This window comes from Lysobacter changpingensis (assembly GCF_017308985.1).
GTDB lineage: Bacteria > Pseudomonadota > Gammaproteobacteria > Xanthomonadales > Xanthomonadaceae > Lysobacter_J > Lysobacter_J changpingensis.
This window is the reverse complement of sequence record NZ_JADWPE010000007.1, coordinates 341,782-359,950: the sequence shown is the minus strand read 5'-3', so window position 1 is coordinate 359,950 and position 18,169 is coordinate 341,782. Positions and strand designations below refer to the sequence as shown.

Here is an 18,169-nt window from a genome sequence, read left to right as displayed (position 1 = left end):
AAACTCGAGCCTGCCCAGTGGCGCTTTTCACGGCCTAGAACAGCGATCCCGTAGTTCCGGGCGCCTCCGGCTCGGCTTCGAGGTCGGATCCGTGTGGATTCCCGGATCGTCGACAGACAATCGAGCATGCGCATCGTCGCAGCTACTGATCGGCGAGTAAGTTACTTTCCGGCGAGCGGCGTAAGGCCAAACGCTAGGTGCTCTTGCTGTTAGTGAAGAGTGCCAACTACGGCGACCGGATTCGAAGCCTGGTGGGCCGTCGCCAATAAGTGCCCTGTCACGCAAAGGCCGCACCCGCGCTCAAGCGCAATCGACGTCGTCACCAACGGCGGCAGAACCACGAATCCCGCCAACTCAGGCCCCTACGCGTTCCGCCGAAATGTCACCACCAACACATCCCGATGCGAAGCCGCATCCGGATCCTCAGGCTCCACCGGCGTCACGCCATGGAACACGCGCGAATCATCGACCAGCGCCGCATCCAGCGGATGCGTGAGGGTGAAGCTTCCGAGCAGCTCGCCGTCGGCGGAATGGATCGTGGTCGTCCCGCTCGCAATGTTCAGCCGATCGATCAGCAACACCAGCACGTAATCGACGCCGTCGCGATGTACGCCTTCCGGCGTCGGTTGGCCTGGCTCGCCCGGACGCGCCTCGATGCGGAACTGGTGCACTTCGATATGCCATGCAAGCACATCCGGCGAGAGCGCCCCGAAGAATGAGTGGCAGAAGCCCAGAATGCCGCGAAGGCTCGCGCTCTCCGCCACGCCCGGCAGCACCGGCGCGAACCAGCGCTCGATGCCGCCCTGCAGCGTGTTGTAGTCGCGACTCTGGTAATGCGGCTGATGTGGCTCGCGCGCGATGCCATCGTTCTCCGCAGTGAACACCGCGTGGCGTCGCCGCCGGTGCAATCCCACGCTGGCGAGATACGTGTCCGGCTCGAGCGTATTCCAGCTGTCCGCGAACGCCTTCCAGTCGGAAAGCGGACCCACGGTTTCCAACAGGCCACGCATGGCCTCGCCTTCGACGAAGCGGAACCCGCTTGTCCGAACGTCGGCTTCCAGCTCGGACGGCGTGGGTTTCGAGGCGTGCATCATCTGAGTCAACGTGCGATATCCGGAAGGGCGCCCCATCACGGCGAGACGTGCAGCGCCGCCTGCACGAGGAGCCAGAGCACGCAGGCGAAGGCCAATGCCCAGACGAGCGTGCGCAGGAAATGCCGTCCGGCGATGTACACCAGGCCATGCAGCACCCGCAGCGCGACGAACGCGAGCGACAGCGCGGCGATCTGCGAATGCGCGACTCCGGCGAGTTGCGCCAGCACCACCGCGGCGGCGAACGGCGCGAACGCCTCGTAACTGTTGAGCTGCGCCGCGTAGGCGCGCTGCGAGCGCGGACTTTGCTGCTTCTCCTGCCAGCGGCGCGGATCGCGATTGTCGTAGCGCTCGCCGCTCGCCTTGGCGATGGAAACCCATAGGTACGGCAGCAATGCGGCGATCAGGACACACACGTATGCGGTGGTGAGCGTCATGGCGGCGGCTCCGGCGGCCTTGGATGTCGCATCAGCGTAGCCGAAAACGGAAACGGCGCCCGAAGGCGCCGTCCCGGTCGAAGCCGCGAAGCGGTGTTACTTCGCCGACTTCATCAGCTTGTCGTGCGCGGCGCGGAAGGCATTACCTTCATACCAGTTCGGCCATTGTTCGCTGCCCGCGAGCGTGCGGCCGACGCCGTACAGCGCGTCCAGGTCCTGCACCACGCCTTCCATCTTCCACGACGGATCGAACTGGTCGCCCGGCTTGTGGTAGCGGTTGTCGCGGTAATCGGACTCGGCCTTGCGGCCCGCATCGACGCCGCCCTCGACCAGGTCGCCGCCGCCCTTGGCGTACAGCGCGGGTACGCCGGCCTTGGCGAAGTTGAAGTGATCGGAACGGAAGTAGAAGCCGTCCTCCGGCGTCGCTTCGGCGTGCAGCACGCGCTGCTGGCTTTCGGCCTGTGTCTTGAGCAGGTCTTCCAGCTCGGAGCTGCCGAAGCCGACCACGGTCATGTCCTTCGCCGCGCCGATCACCGGCATCGCATCCAGGTTGATCACCGCCACGGTCTTGTCGAGCGGGATGCTCGGGTGCGCGACGTAGTACTTGGACCCCAGCAGGCCCGATTCCTCCAGCGTCACGGCGAGGAACAGCAGCGAACGATCCGGCGGCGGCGTCTGCTTGCTGAAGGCCTCGGCGATTTCCAGGATGCCCGCAACGCCGGTCGCGTTGTCGATCGCGCCGTTGTAGATCGTGTCCGCGTGCGGCTCGGCGGCGGTCGCCCCGCCGTGCTCGTCGGCCTCGTGGCCGTGGTTGCCCAGGTGGTCCCAGTGGGCCATGTAGACGATCGCCTCGTCCGGACGCTTCGCGCCCGGCAGCAACGCGACCACGTTGCGCGAGGACTTCTCGCTGGTGGTGCTCTTCAGGTCGACCGAGAGCTTGCCGTCCAGCGGAATCGCCTTGAAGCCCGGCTTGTTGGCGGCCTTGTAGAGCTCGTCCAGGTTCTGGCCGAGATCCGCCAGCAGCGTGCGCGCGGCCTCGCCGGTGATCCACCCCTGCACCGGCAGGCGCGGTTCCGGATCGTCCTTCGCCGGCAGGTCGAACTGCGCGCCCGACCAGGAATTCTTCACCACGTCCCAGCCGTAGGACGCGCCTTCGGTGTCGTGGATGATGATCGCCGCCGCGGCGCCCTGGCGCGCGGCCTCCTCGAACTTGTAGGTCCAGCGGCCGTAATACGTCATCCGCTTGCCTTCGAAGAGCTTCGGATCCTGGCTGTGGAAGCCCGGATCGTTGACGAACATCACCACCGTCTTGCCCTTCACATCGACGCCGGCGTAGTCGTTCCAGTTCTGCTCGGGCGCATTGACGCCGTAGCCGACGAACACCAGCTGGCTGCCGTCGACTTTCACGTCCGTCTGGCCGGTACGCGTGCCCACCACCATGTCGGTGCCGAACTTGAGCGTGTGCGGCTTGCCCTTCGCGTCGATCTTCAGCGCGGTGGACTCGTCCGCCGTGGTTTCCACCATCGGCACGGTCTGGAAGTAGCTGTCGCCGTTGCCGGGCTTCAGGCCCATGCGCTTGAACTGCGCTTCCAGGTACTGGACGGTCTTCTCTTCGCCGGCGCTGCCGGGCGCGCGACCCTCGAACTCGTCCGACGCCAGCACCTTCACGTGCTCGGCGAAATCCGCGGCGTTGATCGCGTCGTTGAAGGAATGGCCGCCGGCCGTCGCGGCAGGCGTCTGCGGGGTGGCGGCGGTGGGCGCGTCGCTGGGCTTGGAGCAGGCAGCCAGCGCGATCGCGCCGACGATGCCGGCCACCGCCGTGCTGAGCAGGGAAACTCGGGACATGGGACCTCCGGATTGGACCAAGGCCCCACGGCGGCTCGGGGCCGCCGCGAGGCGAACCCCATTCTAGGCACGCTTTCCGGGCCGCGGCCGTGCGCGGTCCGTCAATTCGTCGCAGGACGGCTTACTGGCCCGGCGGCGTCGAACCGGTGTAGCGCACCGCGGTCGCCCCGGTCACCGGGCCGATCTTCGCGGTGTCGTGGACGTACAGCTCGACCTTGCGCTCGAACACCAGCGGCCCTTCTACCACCGCGTTCGGCCCGATGATGATCTTCGGATCGCGCTTGTTGAACGAGAACCACGACGTGCTCGGCTTGGTGTAGCGGATGCCGCCCTTGACGTGCGAGTTCACGCCGACGGTCGTGTCGCCGTTGACCGTCGTGATGCCGCCCGACAGGTCCGTGTCGACCAGGCCGATGGCGCCGTTGACGGTTTCGATGTCGCCGCGCACGTCGCCGCCGCGATCGATGAAGATGCCGCCGTTCACCGTGGACAGGCTGCTGGAAAGCTTGCCGTTGCCGGCCACGCGGATGGAGCCGTTGACCGTTTCCAGGCCTTCGGCTTCGACGTTCTCGGCCACCGTGATGCTGCCGTTGACGGTTTCGGCCTTGCCGGTGCGGGCGCCGGCGCCGATCTTGATGGAGCCGTTGACGGTCTCCAGGTCGCCGGCGGTCTGGCCGGCCTCGACGGTGATGCTGCCGTTGACCTTGTCGATGTCCTGTGCGGCGAACGCCGGCGCGGACAGCGCCAGGGCGAGGGGAAGGACGTACAGGGAGCGGATTGCCATCGTTTCGGATTCCGTGTTGGGACGGGCTTCAAGTCGATGGATGCGGTGAAGGCGCCGTCGGTTTAGGCCGCTTCGCTACAATCGCAGCGATCGCGGGCACCGGCCCGTGCCCGAAGTCATCATTCCACCCCTCAACTGGAATCCGACGTGCCCGCCACCTCCCCGCGCCCCAAACCCGTGGTCCTGCTGATCCTCGACGGCTGGGGGCATCGCGAAGACCCGACCGACAACGCGCTGGCCCAGGCCCGCCTGCCGAACTGGGACGCGCTGGTGGCCGCCGCGCCGCACACGCTGATCCACACCGAAGGCCGCCACGTCGGCCTGCCGGACGGGCAGATGGGCAATTCCGAAGTCGGCCACATGAACCTCGGCGCCGGCCGCATCGTGTACCAGGACCTCACCCGCATCGACGCGGCCATCGAGGACGGCAGCTTCTTCGGCAACGAGGAACTGCGCGCCGCGTGCGCCGCCGCGCAGGCCAGCGACGGCACGCTGCACGTGATGGGCCTGCTTTCGCCAGGCGGCGTGCACAGCCACGAGAACCACATTTTCGCGATGCTCGAACTGGCCAGCCAGGCGGGCGTGGCGAAGGTCGCCGTGCACGCGTTCCTCGACGGCCGAGACATGCCGCCCAAGTCGGCCGAGCCGAGCCTGGCGAAGCTGCGGGACGTCTGCCGCAAGCTCGGCAACGCGCACGTCGCGAGCGTCAGCGGACGGTATTACGCGATGGACCGCGACCAGCGCTGGGATCGCGTGAAGCGCGCATGGGACGCGATGGTCGAAGCGAAGAGCGAGCATGTCGCCACCGGCCCGATCGAAGCGCTGCTGCAGGCCTACGAGCGCGGAGAGACCGACGAGTTCGTCGCACCGACCGTGATCGAAGGCCACCTGCCGATGGCGGACGGCGACGCCGTGGTGTTCATGAATTTCCGTGCCGACCGCGCGCGCCAACTCACCGCCGCGTTCGTCTCGCCGACGTTCGCCGGTTTCGACGCGCGACGCCCGAAACTCTCGCGCTTCGTCTGCCTCACCGAATACGACGCGAAGCTGCCGGCGCCCGTCGCCTTCGGTCCGGACGACCTGCGCAACACGCTGGGCGAAGTGCTCGCCGCCAACGGCATGACGCAGCTGCGCATCGCCGAAACCGAGAAGTACGCGCACGTCACCTTCTTCTTCAGCGGCGGTCGCGAAGAACCGTACGAAGGCGAAACCCGCATCCTCGTGCCGAGTCCGAAGGTCGCCACCTACGATCTGCAGCCGGAAATGAGCTGCCCGGAAGTGACGGAGAAGCTCACCACCGCCATTCGCTCGGGCGAGATCGATGTCGCCATCTGCAACATCGCCAATCCGGACATGGTCGGCCACACCGGCGACATCGCCGCGGCGATCAAGGCCGCCGAAGCGGTGGACGTCGCCATCGGGGCGATCGCGCAGGCGGTGCGCGACACCGGCGGCGCGCTGCTGGTCACCGCCGACCACGGCAATCTGGAGATGATGCGCGACCCCGCCACCGGGCAGCCGCATACCGCGCACACGGTCGGCCCGGTGCCGTTCGTGTATCTCGGCCCGCGCGCGGCGACGCTGCGCAACGGCGGCGCATTGCGCGACGTGGCGCCGACCATCCTCGACCTGCTCGGATTGCCGAAGCCGGCGGAGATGAGCGGAACGAGCCTGCTCGCGGACTGACCCGGATGCGGCGCTTCGTCGTTGCGATGAACCGCGCCGCGGCCAGGTGCGCTGCGGTCAAGTGCGCAGTCCTGCTTGTCGCGGGCCTGATGCTCGCGACGCCGGCCTTCGCACAGAACAGCCGCGAGGCCGAGCGCAAGCTGGAGAAGATCCAGCGCGAGCTCAAGTCGGTCGCCGCCGAACGTCGCAAGATCGAAAGCCAGCGCGGCAGTGCGTCGCGCCAGTTGCGCGAGGCCGACGAGAAGGTTGGCGTGTCCAATCGCCGCCTGCGCGAGATCGAATCGCGATTGGCGAAGGAAGAAGCCTCGCTCGCGTCATTGCAGGAGCAGCGCGCGCAATTGCAGCAGCGCATGGGCGCGCAGCGGCAGGAGCTCGCGCAACTGCTGCGAGCGGCCTACCTGCAGGGGCAGGACGCGCCGCTGAAGCTGCTGCTCGCGCAGGACCGCGTCGCCGACGGCAACCGCATGCTCGCCTACTACGGCTACCTGCAGCGCGATCGCACGCGTCGCATCGCCGAACTCGACGCGCAGCTGCGCGAACTCGACGAAGTGGAGCAGGCCATCGCGCAGCGTCGAAGCGAACTCGACCGCACGCGCGAGGAGCAACGTTCCCAGCTCGGCAAACTGCGCAGCGACCGCAAGGCGCGTGCGAGCCTCGTCGCGCAGCTCGACGAGCGTTACAAGGACCGCAGCACGCGCGAGCGCGAACTCGGCCGCGACGCGCAGGGGCTGGAGCAACTGCTGAAGAAGCTGCGCGCCGCCGCGGCCAAGGCGGAAGCGCAGCGCCGTGCCGCCGCCGAACGCGCGGCGCGCCAAGCCGCATCCACCGGCAAGGACACCCCGCCGCGTCGCAAGCCCACGACCGTCGCCAGTGCGCCGGCGCCGCAGGTCGGCGGGCTGGGCTGGCCGGTCTCGGGCGCGCTGCTGGCGGGTTTCGGCGCGACGATGCCCGACGGCCGCGACAGCGACGGCCTGCTGATCGCCGCCGCCGCCGGTACGCCGGTCAAGGCGGTCGCCGACGGTACGGTCGTCTACGCCGAATGGATGACCGGCTACGGCCTGCTGCTGATCGTCGATCACGGCAACGGCTACATGAGCCTGTACGCGCACAACGACGCGCTGCTCAAGGACGTCGGCGACACGGTGAAACGCGGCGATTCCGTCGCCACCGTCGGCACTTCCGGCGGTCACGGCCGCGCCGCGCTGTACTTCGAGCTGCGCCGCAACGGCTCGCCGGTCAATCCCGGAACATGGCTGCGCCGTTGACGCTGAATGCCGGGTCCCGTTGCGGCAGCGATTAACGAAAGCCTTCCATTGCGCTCCCCCGCCGTGCCCATAATCACGCCACGGCGGGCCCTCGCGCCCGCGGCTCACCGCACCACCGGAGTTGCCCGAATGTCCCTGCGTCGCCTCGTTCCGCTCGCCCTGGCCGCCTTCGTCGCGCTGCCGGCCACCGCGCAGGAGGCCGACCAGGCCCCGCTGGCCGACGCCCCGATCGAATCGCCCGACGCGGAAACCGCCGAGGCCAAGGTGCCGCTCGACGAGATCCGCCGCTACGTCTCGGTCTACAACGCGGTCAAGCAGGCGTACGTCGAGCCGGTGGACGACCAGAAGCTGATGCATTCTGCGATCCGCGGCCTGCTGTTCGACCTCGACCCGCACAGCGTCTACCTCGACAAGGAAGACGCCGAGAGTTTCGACGAGCAGTCGCGCGGCGCCTACGACGGCGTCGGCGTCGAACTGATGCGCCAGCCCGACGGCTCGCTGCGCGTGATCGCGCCGATCGACGACACGCCCGCCGCGCGTGCGGGTATCAAGGCGGGCGATGTGATCACCGCGATCGACGGCAAGCCCTTCAAGCCGGACGAGGGCGACCAGTCCGGTCCGCTGCGCGGTCCACCCGGCAGCAAGGTGACGCTGACCATCGTGCGCGAAGGCAAGGACAAGCCTTTCGACCTCACGCTGGCGCGCGAGACCATCCGCGTGGCGAGCGTGAAGAGCCGCATGCTCGAACCGGGCTACGGCTACGTGCGCATCAGCGCGTTCCAGGCCGACACCGCGGCGGATTTCGAGAGCCAGCTCGAGAAGCTCAAGGCGCAGTCCGGCGGCAAGCTGCGTGGCCTGGTCATCGACCTGCGCAGCAATCCGGGTGGCTTGCTGACCTCGGCGGTGCAGATCGCCGACGACCTGCTCGATGCGGGGAAGATCGTCTCCACGCGTGGCCGCATCGCCATCAGCGATGCGGAATTCGGCGCGACGCCGGGCGATCGCCTCGACGGTGCGCCGGTCGTGGTGCTGGTCGACGCCGGTTCGGCGAGCGCGGCGGAAGTACTCGCCGGTGCGCTGCGCGACAACGACCGCGCGCGGATCGTCGGCAGCCGCACCTTCGGCAAGGGTTCGGTGCAGACCGTGCTGCCGCTCGACAACGGCGATTCGGTCAAGCTCACCACCGCGCGCTATTACACGCCCAGCGGCAAGTCGATCCAGGCGCTGGGCATCTCGCCCGATGTCGTGCTGCAGCCGGGCAAGGACGCCGACAAGAGCATCCGCAACTTCAGCGAAGCGAGCCTGCCGGGCCACCTGCGCGGCGACGAAGAGAAGGATGGCGAGGACGCGCTTCCGGGCGAGAACGCCGGCGACGTGCTCGACGGCGACGCGCCGATCGCTGCGGCGCTGGTGGAGCTGAAGAAGCCGGTGGCGAGCGCGGTGACCAGGCCTGCCGCCAAGCAGCAGTGAGCAATCGCACGTTCGCATGCCTGCGCTGCCGCAAGTTGCAGCGTAAGCCGGTGAGCCTGGCGACGTTCAATTGCCCGCAGTGTCATGCCGAGTGCATATGCGTGCACTGGAAGTTGCACGTTCCAGCTCCGCGAAAACGACGCAAGTGGGATCGCTTCTGGGCGCAGTACCTTCTGGAACTGCGCATGATCGAGCAGTTCCGCGACGGGCAGCTCGGGGACGAAATGTACCTGCCATTGCTGAACCAGCGATGGCAGCGGCGGGCTAACGACTACCGGGTTCGCTGATCAACCCGCACGAAATCCGGACCGGTGCCCGCACGGCAACCGCATGCGTATCCTGGAACATCCCGCAATCGAGCAGGTTGTCCGGCGCCGAACGCCGGCCCGAATACACGTTGATGTTCACCTGTGGCGCATCGGGTGCGTCGGTCCACGCCAGTTGCCCCGGATCCAACACGACGGCGGGGAAACGCGCCGTCGCCGTGCCATCGAGCTGCGCGCCTTCGAGTTCCACCTGCGCGCGATGCAGCGTGAGCCACGGGTTCTCGCTGCCGGGCACGCGCTCCGATACCGCGCGTTCGCTCGGATAGCCGAAATATTCGGCGGTGGCGATCAGCGATTCCTGCTTCGAGACGAGCCGTTCGCGCGCGGCGGACGAAAGCGCGATCTCGACGGTGAAGGCGTTCGCTGCGGCCTGGACGGGCTGTCGTGCGGCGTCAGTGGAAGCCGCAGACGCGGACGAAGGTGGCGTGCTGGTGGTGCTTTCGCGCTGGCACGCGGCGGTCGACAACAGGACTGCGACGACTAAGGCGGAGCGCGCGATGCGTTTCATCGCACCAAGCTAGCGCGGCTTTGCCGGCAGCGGGAACGGGGTGACGACTTTTTCGCCTGTCGCCGCATCGCGGATCGCCGACTGGCCTTTGCGCTCGACTTCCTCGATGCGCACGATGCTGTGCATCGGCAGGTGCAGCGAACGCGTGTTGCCGAACTCGTCGCGCAGGCGTTCCTCGGTCGGGTCGATCACCACGCCGTCGTGCACGTCGAACACCAGGTCGCTCACTTCCGTGAAGCCCCACAGCGCGCCGGACGCGACGTTGCGCGCGTACAGCTCGTACACCTTGCCGGCGTTGAGGAAGGTCACCTTGTAGAGCGGCTTGGACATGGTTCGTGGCGTCGCGTGGCGGATTGCACGGTGACGATGGGGTCGCCGCGGGCGGCTATCAAGCCGGGACCGGACCCGCCGGCGTCAGAAGCCGCGCCGCCGCCGCAGGCGCCGCGCGATGCCGGCACGGGCGATCAGCGCGAAAATGCCGCCGAAGGCGAAACCGGCCAGGTGCGCCGACCATGCCACCGCGCCGAAGGCCGGGCCGATGAAGGTGAAGACCAGCTGCAGCAGGGCCCACACGCCGATCAGCAGCGGCGCGGGCACCTTCACGAATTGCAGGAACAGCCCCAGCGGCACCACCACGCCCAGCTTCGCGCCGGGAAACAGGGCCAGGTAGGCGCCGATCAGTGCCGACACCGCGCCGCTGGCGCCGATGATCAGCCGGTCCGGCGTGCTGATGGCGATCACCGCCGCGAGGTTCGCCATCGCCCCCCCGAGCAGGAACAGCACCAGCAACCGCCACGGCCCCATGGCGCGCTCGGCCGGCAGCCCGAAGATCAGGAGGAACACGAGGTTGCCCAGCAGGTGCGCCCAGTCGGCATGCAGGAACAGCGCCGTGAACAGGCGCAGCACGCTGCCGCTGCGGATTGCCTGAATCCAGGCCTCCGGGGTGCCCAGCCCGCCCGACAGCGCGCCCCATTCGGTCAGCAGCCGGCGTTGCTCGGTGTCGGGCATCAGCTCCACGGCGATGAAGCTCGCCCAGAGCAGGCTGAACAGGGCGGGGGTCGCCCAGCGCAGCGGCATCCGCTCCCGGCCGGGGATGGTCACGAACACCGGCGGTGGCCTCCCCCGTTCAGCCAGGCGGGCGGGCCGGAACGAGAAAAAACCCCTGATTTACAAGTGCGGACGGGCATGCCGGCTAATGTTAGCCTCGGGTTAAAAGCCGGGTTATAGTGCATACGGCGTCGTACGTCGGGAGGGGTTTCCGGCGAGCACTGGCGACCGGACTGCCGGGCCAAGGCAATGACGCGGCCTGACGAAGACGAAAAAATACTCCATTGGAGACTACACGCATGCAACACGCTTCTCGTTTCATCCAGCTGTCGGCGCTCGCCTTCGGCATCGCCGGCGCGCTGGCCGTTGGCCAGGCCCAGGCTTCGGGTTTCCAGCTGAAGGAAAACAGCGTCAAGGCCATGGGCGCGGCGTTCGCCGGTGCCGGCGTCAACGAGACCGACTCCTCGGTCGTCGCCAACAACCCGGCCACGATGGCCCGCTTCACGGGCACCACCGTCCAGGCCGACGTCACCGCGATCGACCTCAGCTACGAATTCAAGGGCACCGGCACCGACGCACTGGGCCAGCCGCTGACCGGCGGCAACGGCGGCGACGCGGGCGACATCACGCCCGTTCCGGCGCTGTCGGTCGTGCACAAGCTCGACAATGGCCTGGCGTTCGGCGCCATGGTCAGCGCGCCGTTCGGTCTGAAGACCGAGTACGACGATAACTGGCAGGGCCGCTATTTCGCGCATACCTCCGACGTCGAGATCGTCGACCTGACGCTGGCCGCCGCGCTGGACATCGTTCCGGACCGCTTCTCGGTCGGCGCCGGCATCATCTACTCGCGCGCCGACGTGACGCTGTCGCAGTCGGTCGATTTCGGTACCGCGCTGTTCGCCAACCCGGCCACGCATCCGCTGCCGTTCGCCCGCCCGCAGATGCGCGACGGCTTCGCCGAAGTGCAGGGCGACGACACCGGCTTCGGCTGGACGGTCGGCGCGAACCTGAAGCCGACCGACAAGCTGGCCATCGGCGTGAGCTACCGCTCCGAGATCGACTACGAACTGGAAGGCTCCGCCGACTGGACCGTGCCGACCGACGTCGCCGCGATCCTCGCCGCCACCGGCCGCTTCCGCGACGGCGGCGTCACCGCCAAGCTGACCACGCCGAGCGTGCTGAACGTCGACCTGCGTTACGACTTCACCGACCGCTTCGCGATGATGGCCACCTACGCCGAGACCGGCTGGGAATCGCTGCGCGAAGTGCGCATCGACTTCGACAACGCCGCCGACCCGGATTCGGTCGAGCCGTTCGCGTGGAAGGACACCTCGTTCTCGTCGCTGGGCGCGGAATACAAGCTCAACGATGCGTGGACCCTGCGCGGCGGTATCGCGTACGACGAAACGCCGACCCACATCGAGACCCGCACGCCGCGCCTGCCCGACGCGAACCGCTGGTGGTACTCGGTAGGCGCGACCTGGAACGCGACCGAAGCGCTGGAAGTGAACTTCGGCTACACCCGCATCGAGCCGGATTCGCCGCGCATCGACGCGACCAACGCGGCGAGCGGCTCGCACCTGGTCGGTCCGTTCGACGGTCACGCGAACCTGTACGGCGTTTCGGCGCAGTACAAGTTCTGATCCAACGCGTCACGCTGCAACGGAAGGCCCCGCTTCGGCGGGGCCTTTTTTCATGCGTCATTCGAACCGGTTCGGTCGCCCGGCGGCCGGCGCGATCTTCGCGGGCGACGCCAGGCAGTCGACCGGCTCGAACCGCGCGATCGCTGGCGGGCATGACGCTGGCGTGCATCCCTGCGACGCTGTGCGAACGCGTGCGTCGTCGTCGCATTCCGATGCTTCCGACGTGCCGATGGAGCCTTTCACACTCGCGTGGCTTGTCGGCAGGTTCGCACTGCGTTGCACGGATGCATCCTGCGATGGCCGAGTCGCCGCGCGCGCAAACAGCCATCCGGAAAACGCGGCCGCACCCGCCAGCATGAGCGCGCCGGACCATCCGAGCCATGTGCGTCGATCATGGCGGGCGGCTCGCCGCGCTGGTAACGCATAGGCTTCGGCAGACGCGGTGCCTTCCGATCCCACCTCCAATACGGGCGCGATCCACTGATAGCCGAAACGCGGCACGGTACGGATCGTCTGCTGCAATGCCCCCGAGTCGCCCAGCGCCTTGCGGGCGCGCAACATGGTCTGTGCGACGACCATGTCGGTGACCTCCACGCGACCCCACACGGCCGCGATCAGTTCATCGCGACCCACCGCGCGGTCGCGGTGCATGACGAGGTAGGCCAGGCAATCGAACGATTTCGGCGGCAGCGCCACGCGTTCGCCATCGCGGAGCAGGTCGCGCGAGGGCGGGTCGATTTCGAACTCCTGGAAGCGATACCTGGTGCGTCGCATGCGCCGGTGTCCTGTACCTGCACCGATGCGCGATGCCTCGGGCCGTTGCCGATGCTATGCGACGCGTTCGTCCGCAAGGCGAGTTGAATGCCGCCTGCACGACGCAAATCGCCAAGAAAAAGTCTCTCTCTACTGCGGTGCGCGCGACGCAGATCGCATCGCGCGCACGGCACGTTCCCTCAATACGTCCTTGCCCGCACGAGCACCCCCGCCGCGTCGGCCGTCGCCACGATCTTGATGTAGTAGCGCCCCTTCGCGGGCGACATCGTGTTCAGGACCTGGTTCGTACCCGGCCGCACCGAAGCGCCCATGTTCGACGCCGGCATCGGTTCCGCCTCGTAGTTGAGATACGCCGCGAGCGTGCCGCGGCCGCCGTAGCTGGTGAACTCCAGACGGCTCCTGCCCTCGGGAACGTCGATGGCGTAGATCACGCTTTGACCTGCGGCCAGCGGCGGCATCGACTCGGCGACGTTGTCGGTCAGCGGCAGCGCCTGGATGGGCTGGCCGAACCGCTTGGCACGATCCACCGCGGCTGCCGCGTCGACGATGCCCGCGCCGATCGGCCGATCGGGCCTGGTGGGGAACGGCCGCGCCGACGACACCAGCAAGCCCTCGACCTGCGCCGGCGTGAGTGGCATCGCGGCGATGCCCTGCATCAGCGCGACGATGCCCGATACGTGCGGTGCCGCCATCGACGTGCCGGTCATGCCGACGTAGCGGTCGCCTTGGGGCACGGTCGCGCCGGTGTTGTGCGTCGACCAGATGTAGCCGTTCGGCGAGCCTTCGACGCCCGCACCACCGGGCGCGGAAACATCGACGCCGCTGCCGTAGTTCGAGTATCCCGCGCGTTGTCCGCTGTAGCCGGTCGCGCCGACCGCCACCACGCGTGCGCAACTCGCCGGCGCATGGCCGGCGACATCCGCGTTGTCGTTGCCCGCTGCGACGACGACCGTCGCACCGAGCGACACGGCCTTGTCGATCGCCGCCTGCGTGTCGGCTTCGCACGCGTGCGAGCCGCCCAGGCTCATGTTGATGACTTCTGCGGGATTCGGGTTGTCCGGCACGCCGTCGATGTGGCCGCCGGCGGCCCACACGATCGCGTCGTTGATGTCGGAGGTGTAACCGCCGCAGCGGCCGAGTACGCGCACCGGCACGACCTTGGCGTCGTACGCCACGCCCGCGCCACCGATGCCGTTGTTGGTGACTTCGGCGATCGTTCCCGACACATGCGTGCCGTGCCAGCTGCTGCTGCTCGCGGTCGAGCCGGCGCCACACTGGCCAGCGACGGTGAAGTCGCCCAGGTCCCAACCGCCCGGCACGCGGTCGTCGGTTTCCCGGCCGGACAACGCGTAGTCGGTGATGAAGTCGTAACCGGGGAGCAGGTTCTGCACGAGATCCGCGTGGCGCGTCGCGCCGGTGTCGAGTACGGCGACGACGATGCCCGCGCCGGTCGCCCCCGCGTTCCACGCGCTGGTGACGCGCGCGCCGCCAGCGCCGGTGCCGTAGTGCCACATCTGGTGCGTGGCGAGCATCGGATCGTTCGGCAGCGCGGTCGGGCGCATCAGGCGATCGACGCTGACCGATTCGACATTCGGATCGCTGGCGATCGCGCGCATCAGCGCTTCGGCCTGGGTCCGGCCCAGGCGTTGCGATGCGCGCACGACGCGGCGACCGGTCGCGGTGGCGCGCAGGGAATCGATGCGCAACGCGGCGGCGCCGCGCAGGCCCGCGATGCGCGCGCCCATCTGCGGACGCGCGCGCTCGGCGGCCGCGGTCATCGCGCGCTGGCTCGCGGCCGGCTGCGTGCGTTCGGCGCTGCCTTCGCGGTATTTCACGATGAAGCGGGGCGAGACGGTGGCGTCGTCGATCGACGACAGGTCGACCGTGCCTGCGAACGCGGGCGCGCCGGCGGCGGCGATCAGGAGGCTCAACAAGGTGCGGCGGAAGGTCATGCGTTATTCCTCGAATGGACGTGCGGAAGGACGACGCCCGGGGTGGGGGCCGCTTCGATGCGGAGCGGGTTACAGGTCGATGCCGAAGCCGACGCCGGCGGCGTTGTCGCCGCTGCTGAAGGCGCCGCCGATGGAGAACGAGGCGCGGTCGCCGATGGCCTTCGAATAGCCGATCGACAGCGCGCTTTCGCCGTTCTGCCAGCCGGCGCCGACGCCGATGCGACCGCGCGGGCTGCGCGCATTGGCCGCGTTGATCGACATGTTCATCATCGCGGCGCTCATCGCGCCCTGCCGGTCGATGCGTTCGTCCTGCTTGCCCAGGCGATGGCCGACGTCGTCGCGCAGTTGCGTGAATTCGTCGCTCATCGCCTGATAGCGGCTGTCGGTGTAGGCATTCGCGCGCGACAGCGTCTGCGCGTCGCCGGCCTGCACCTGCCGCACGTTCGCGGCGTCGTGCGCGTTGACGCCGTCGGCGACCTGCGTGACGCGCCGCTGCGTCTGCGCATTGCCCACCGACACGGTGCCGGCTTCGTCCGCGACCGAGCCGTGGCCCAGCGCGACCGCGTTGTCGGCCGTCGCCGAGGCGCCCTGTCCGATGGCCGTGCCGGATTCCGCGGTGACGCTCGCATCGGCACCGATGGCGACCGCATTTGCCGCGTGCGCGGTGATCGTCGCGTTGCTGCCGACCGCGGTACTGCCGTCGGCCTGCACCGATGCCCCCGTGCCGATGGCGGTGTCGTTGGGGCTCAGTGCGACGCTGCTTTCGCCAACCGGCAGGCCGGCACCGGTGCCGACCGGCACGTCGCTGTGCGCGCCGCCGAGGTGGTTCTCGACGACGGTGAGGCGATCGCCGAGACCGGCGATACCGGCATCGAGCGCGTCGAACGCCTGCGCAACCGTGTGGTACTGCGCGCCGAACAGGTTGAACGTCGGCGCGGTCATCAGCCCGTCGGCGTCAAATGCGGCGCCGCCGCCGAAGCCGGCGAGCACGGAACCAAGCTGCTCGACGTTGACCGCGTCGCTGCCGGCGATGCCCGCGCGCAGGTTGGCGATCGTCGTGCCGGTGGTGCCGCCGAGCGTGACCTGGTCGCGCGTGGCCGGGTCGTCGTACTTCACTGCCGCGTCGTCGAGGGTTCCGATGGAGTCGTCGAACTGCGCGATCGCGGTGTTGAGCTGCGCGACGTTCACCGCGTCGGTGTCTTCCGTGCCGGCGGCGACGTTGGCGATCTGGCGTTCGTGGCCGGCCGAACCGACGGACACGGTGCCCGCGCGATCGGCCACGGCGCCGGCGCCGATCGCGACGCTGTCGTCGGCCAGCGCCATCGCGCCGCTGCCGAGGGCGGTGGAGCGCGCGGAATCAGCGACGGCGTAGCTGCCGACCGCGGTGCTTTCGATGCCGCCGGCGAACGCGTTGAAGCCCATTGCGCTGCTTGCGGTGTCGGTCGCGAACGCATTCGCACCGACGGCCACGGCGTTGTCGGCACCGGCATAGGCGTACGCGCCCGTCGCGGTGGTGTGTTCGCCGAAGGCCTGCGCGCCGTTGCCGATCGCGGCCGCGTTCGTGCCGGTAGCCTGTGCGTTGGCGCCGAGCGCCGAGGCGCCAATGCCATCCGCCGATGCGGCATCGCCCAGTGCGATGGCGCCGTCGGCCAGCGCTTCGGCACCGGTGCCCAGCGCCATCGCGTTGCTGATGTCGTCTCCGCCGCTGTTGCCGACGTGGGCGCCCACACCGAAGGCGATGTTGCCGGTGCCGTAGCCGCCCCACGCCTTTGCGTTGGCGCCAAGGGCGATGTCGTCATGCCACGACGCGACGGCCGAGTCCCCCAGCGCGATACTGCGCATGCCCCACGCGACGGTGTCGTTGCCGAGCGCGACAGAGAACGCGTCATTGGCCAGGCTCGACGTGCCCAGTGCGGTGCCCAGATGGCCACGTGCGTACGCGCGGAAGCCCAGCGCCGTTGCGCCATTGATGACGGTGAGATCGTTGGACTGGTAAGGCGCGGTGCCGCCCTGCGCGCTGTAGAACGAGCTGGTGATCGCACCCGGCCCGACGGCGGTGTCGTAGTTGCCAAACGCACGGGAGCCGCTGCCGATGGCTTGCGAACCGGTGCCGAGCGACTGCGTGTACACCGTGCCCAGCCCGGAGCCGGGGAACGTCACACCCAGGTCGAGCAGCCCACCGATGGCCGTGGACTGGTAAGCGACGGCGTAGCTGCGCGTGCCCAGCGCCGTGGTCTGGTAGCCGTAGGCGATTGCCCGATAGCCCAGCGCCGTGCCCCAGCCGCGCACCGTGGCAGCGGAAGCGCCGATGACCGTGTTGTTCTGGTCCTTCAGCAGCCTGGTGCCTGTTGCGTCCATGCCGTCGCCCAGCGTTTGCGCATCCGCGCCAATGACCACGCTGTTGCCGCCGAGCGCACGGGCGTTGTTGCCGATCACCGTCGTGCTGTTCGCAGGTCCGGCGGTGAAGTAGTTGCTCGTGCTGCCGAAGCCGGTGAGCGTCTGGCCGATCTTCGCTTCGGCCAGCGCATTGGCGCCGATCACGATCGAGCCATCGCCGTTGGCGCGTGCGTTCGTGCCCATCGCCATCGAGTTCTGCGCCGGGCCGGCGGTGGTCGTCTGCACCAGCGTGCTGACGCCCGCCGTCGTGCTCATGGCGAGGGTGTTGGCGACCTTCTCCACCGTCGCGCCGGTGCCCAGTGCGATGTCGTTGCTGCCGTTGGCGCGCGCCTGGCTGCCCACCGCGATGCTGCCGGTCTGGTTGCCCGTTGCCGGTGCCGCGGCGGTGGTCGTCGTCACGGTGTCGGGCGTGCCCTGGACGGTAGTCCTGGTGGTCGTGGTGACCTGCGCCTGCGTCTGCGCCTGGTTGCCTACCGCGATGCTGTTGTCGCCAGTCGCGACCGCGCGCACGCCTACGGCGACGCTCGAGGCGCCCAAGCCCTGCGCCGCCGCGCCAATGGCCGTCGCGTTGTCGCCCTTGGCCCACGTGATTTCGTCCGGATCGACCTGACCGTCGCCGTCCAGGTCGATCCACGAGCCGATCGCCGTGGCGTTCCTTCCCGATGCGGTGGACTCATCGCCGACGGCGACCGCTCCGGCACCGGGTGCCTGGGCGTCGGGACCGCAGGCGAGGGCGTTTGCACCTGAGGCCGTGCTGTCGATGGGCAGCAGCATGCCCGCGTCGTCGAACAGCTGGCAGTTGCCGCCGGCGAGGGCGGGGCTGGCAATCGCGGACAGGAGCGCGAAGGTCAGGAGGCGGCGTTGCGGTCGGGCATGCGGCTGCATCGGGGACATGGCGGTACTCGCTGGTGGGAAGGGCACCGGACGACGTCGTCCGGGCGAAC

14 protein-coding genes and 1 pseudogene are annotated in these 18,169 nt (G+C 68.7%); 5 read left to right on the top strand and 10 right to left on the bottom strand.

Translation table 11 applies throughout. The features are described from left to right. Positions 1 to 362: 362 nt before the first annotated feature. The 4 genes from I4U41_RS17430 to I4U41_RS17415 form a co-directional block, all read right to left on the bottom strand. A complete protein-coding gene (locus I4U41_RS17430; RefSeq protein WP_425492628.1) occupies positions 363 to 1,130 on the bottom strand; it encodes a 2OG-Fe dioxygenase family protein in 768 nt (255 codons plus the stop codon). Next, a complete protein-coding gene (locus I4U41_RS17425) occupies positions 1,130 to 1,528 on the bottom strand; it encodes an MAPEG family protein (RefSeq protein ID WP_206862426.1) in 399 nt (132 codons plus the stop codon). The genes I4U41_RS17430 and I4U41_RS17425 overlap by 1 nt, the downstream gene beginning before the upstream one ends. Positions 1,529 to 1,624: 96 nt before the next feature. Then, entirely contained in the window at positions 1,625 to 3,373 is a 1,749-nt protein-coding gene (locus tag I4U41_RS17420) for a M28 family metallopeptidase (RefSeq protein ID WP_206862425.1), read from the bottom strand. A gap of 121 nt (positions 3,374 to 3,494) precedes the next feature. Beyond that, positions 3,495 to 4,157, bottom strand: a complete 663-nt coding sequence (locus I4U41_RS17415) for a DUF4097 family beta strand repeat-containing protein (RefSeq protein ID WP_206862424.1) — start codon at positions 4,155 to 4,157, stop codon at positions 3,495 to 3,497. Between the two features lie 147 nt (positions 4,158 to 4,304). Between I4U41_RS17415 and gpmI the strand changes: the two genes are divergently transcribed. The 4 genes and pseudogenes from gpmI to I4U41_RS17395 all read left to right on the top strand — a co-directional run bounded on the left by gpmI (position 4,305) and on the right by I4U41_RS17395 (position 8,865). After that, positions 4,305 to 5,843 carry a 2,3-bisphosphoglycerate-independent phosphoglycerate mutase gene (gpmI, locus tag I4U41_RS17410; protein WP_206862423.1) on the top strand — a complete coding sequence of 513 codons (1,539 nt, stop codon included), beginning with the start codon at positions 4,305 to 4,307 and terminating at the stop codon, positions 5,841 to 5,843. An 89-nt stretch (positions 5,844 to 5,932) separates the two neighbouring features. Beyond that, positions 5,933 to 7,108 carry a murein hydrolase activator EnvC family protein gene (locus I4U41_RS17405; protein WP_242525316.1) on the top strand — a complete coding sequence of 392 codons (1,176 nt, stop codon included), beginning with the start codon at positions 5,933 to 5,935 and terminating at the stop codon, positions 7,106 to 7,108. Positions 7,109 to 7,237: 129 nt separating this feature from the next. Next, positions 7,238 to 8,569, top strand: a pseudogene (locus I4U41_RS17400) (S41 family peptidase); the annotation flags it as partial. Positions 8,570 to 8,574: 5 nt separating this feature from the next. Beyond that, positions 8,575 to 8,865, top strand: a complete 291-nt coding sequence (locus I4U41_RS17395; protein ID WP_206862420.1) for a hypothetical protein — start codon at positions 8,575 to 8,577, stop codon at positions 8,863 to 8,865. Here the strand turns inward: I4U41_RS17395 and I4U41_RS17390 are convergent. From I4U41_RS17390 to I4U41_RS17380, 3 genes are all read right to left on the bottom strand, one after another. Continuing rightward, a complete protein-coding gene (locus I4U41_RS17390; protein ID WP_206862419.1) occupies positions 8,843 to 9,370 on the bottom strand; it encodes a hypothetical protein in 528 nt (175 codons plus the stop codon). The genes I4U41_RS17395 and I4U41_RS17390 overlap by 23 nt on opposite strands. A 51-nt stretch (positions 9,371 to 9,421) precedes the next feature. Beyond that, on the bottom strand, positions 9,422 to 9,742 hold the full coding sequence (locus I4U41_RS17385; protein WP_206862418.1) for a DUF1820 family protein: 321 nt from the start codon (positions 9,740 to 9,742) through the stop codon (positions 9,422 to 9,424). An 84-nt stretch (positions 9,743 to 9,826) separates the two neighbouring features. Beyond that, the gene (locus tag I4U41_RS17380) at positions 9,827 to 10,519 is read right to left on the bottom strand and encodes a rhomboid family intramembrane serine protease (RefSeq protein WP_206862417.1); all 693 of its coding nucleotides are present in this window, start codon (positions 10,517 to 10,519) and stop codon (positions 9,827 to 9,829) included. Between the two features lie 239 nt (positions 10,520 to 10,758). Between I4U41_RS17380 and I4U41_RS17375 the strand changes: the two genes are divergently transcribed. Continuing rightward, on the top strand, positions 10,759 to 12,102 hold the full coding sequence (locus tag I4U41_RS17375) for an OmpP1/FadL family transporter (protein WP_206862416.1): 1,344 nt from the start codon (positions 10,759 to 10,761) through the stop codon (positions 12,100 to 12,102). A gap of 57 nt (positions 12,103 to 12,159) precedes the next feature. Here the strand turns inward: I4U41_RS17375 and I4U41_RS17370 are convergent, their stop codons facing one another. The 3 genes from I4U41_RS17370 to I4U41_RS17360 form a co-directional block, all read right to left on the bottom strand. Next, positions 12,160 to 12,876, bottom strand: coding sequence for a winged helix-turn-helix domain-containing protein (locus I4U41_RS17370; protein WP_206862415.1), 717 nt, complete (start codon positions 12,874 to 12,876; stop codon positions 12,160 to 12,162). A gap of 179 nt (positions 12,877 to 13,055) precedes the next feature. Then, complete coding sequence (locus I4U41_RS17365) at positions 13,056 to 14,828, bottom strand: S8 family peptidase (RefSeq protein ID WP_206862414.1); 1,773 nt, start codon at positions 14,826 to 14,828, stop codon at positions 13,056 to 13,058. Between the two features lie 69 nt (positions 14,829 to 14,897). Then, the gene (locus I4U41_RS17360) at positions 14,898 to 18,119 is read right to left on the bottom strand and encodes a YadA-like family protein (RefSeq protein ID WP_206862413.1); all 3,222 of its coding nucleotides are present in this window, start codon (positions 18,117 to 18,119) and stop codon (positions 14,898 to 14,900) included. Positions 18,120 to 18,169: the final 50 nt, after the last annotated feature.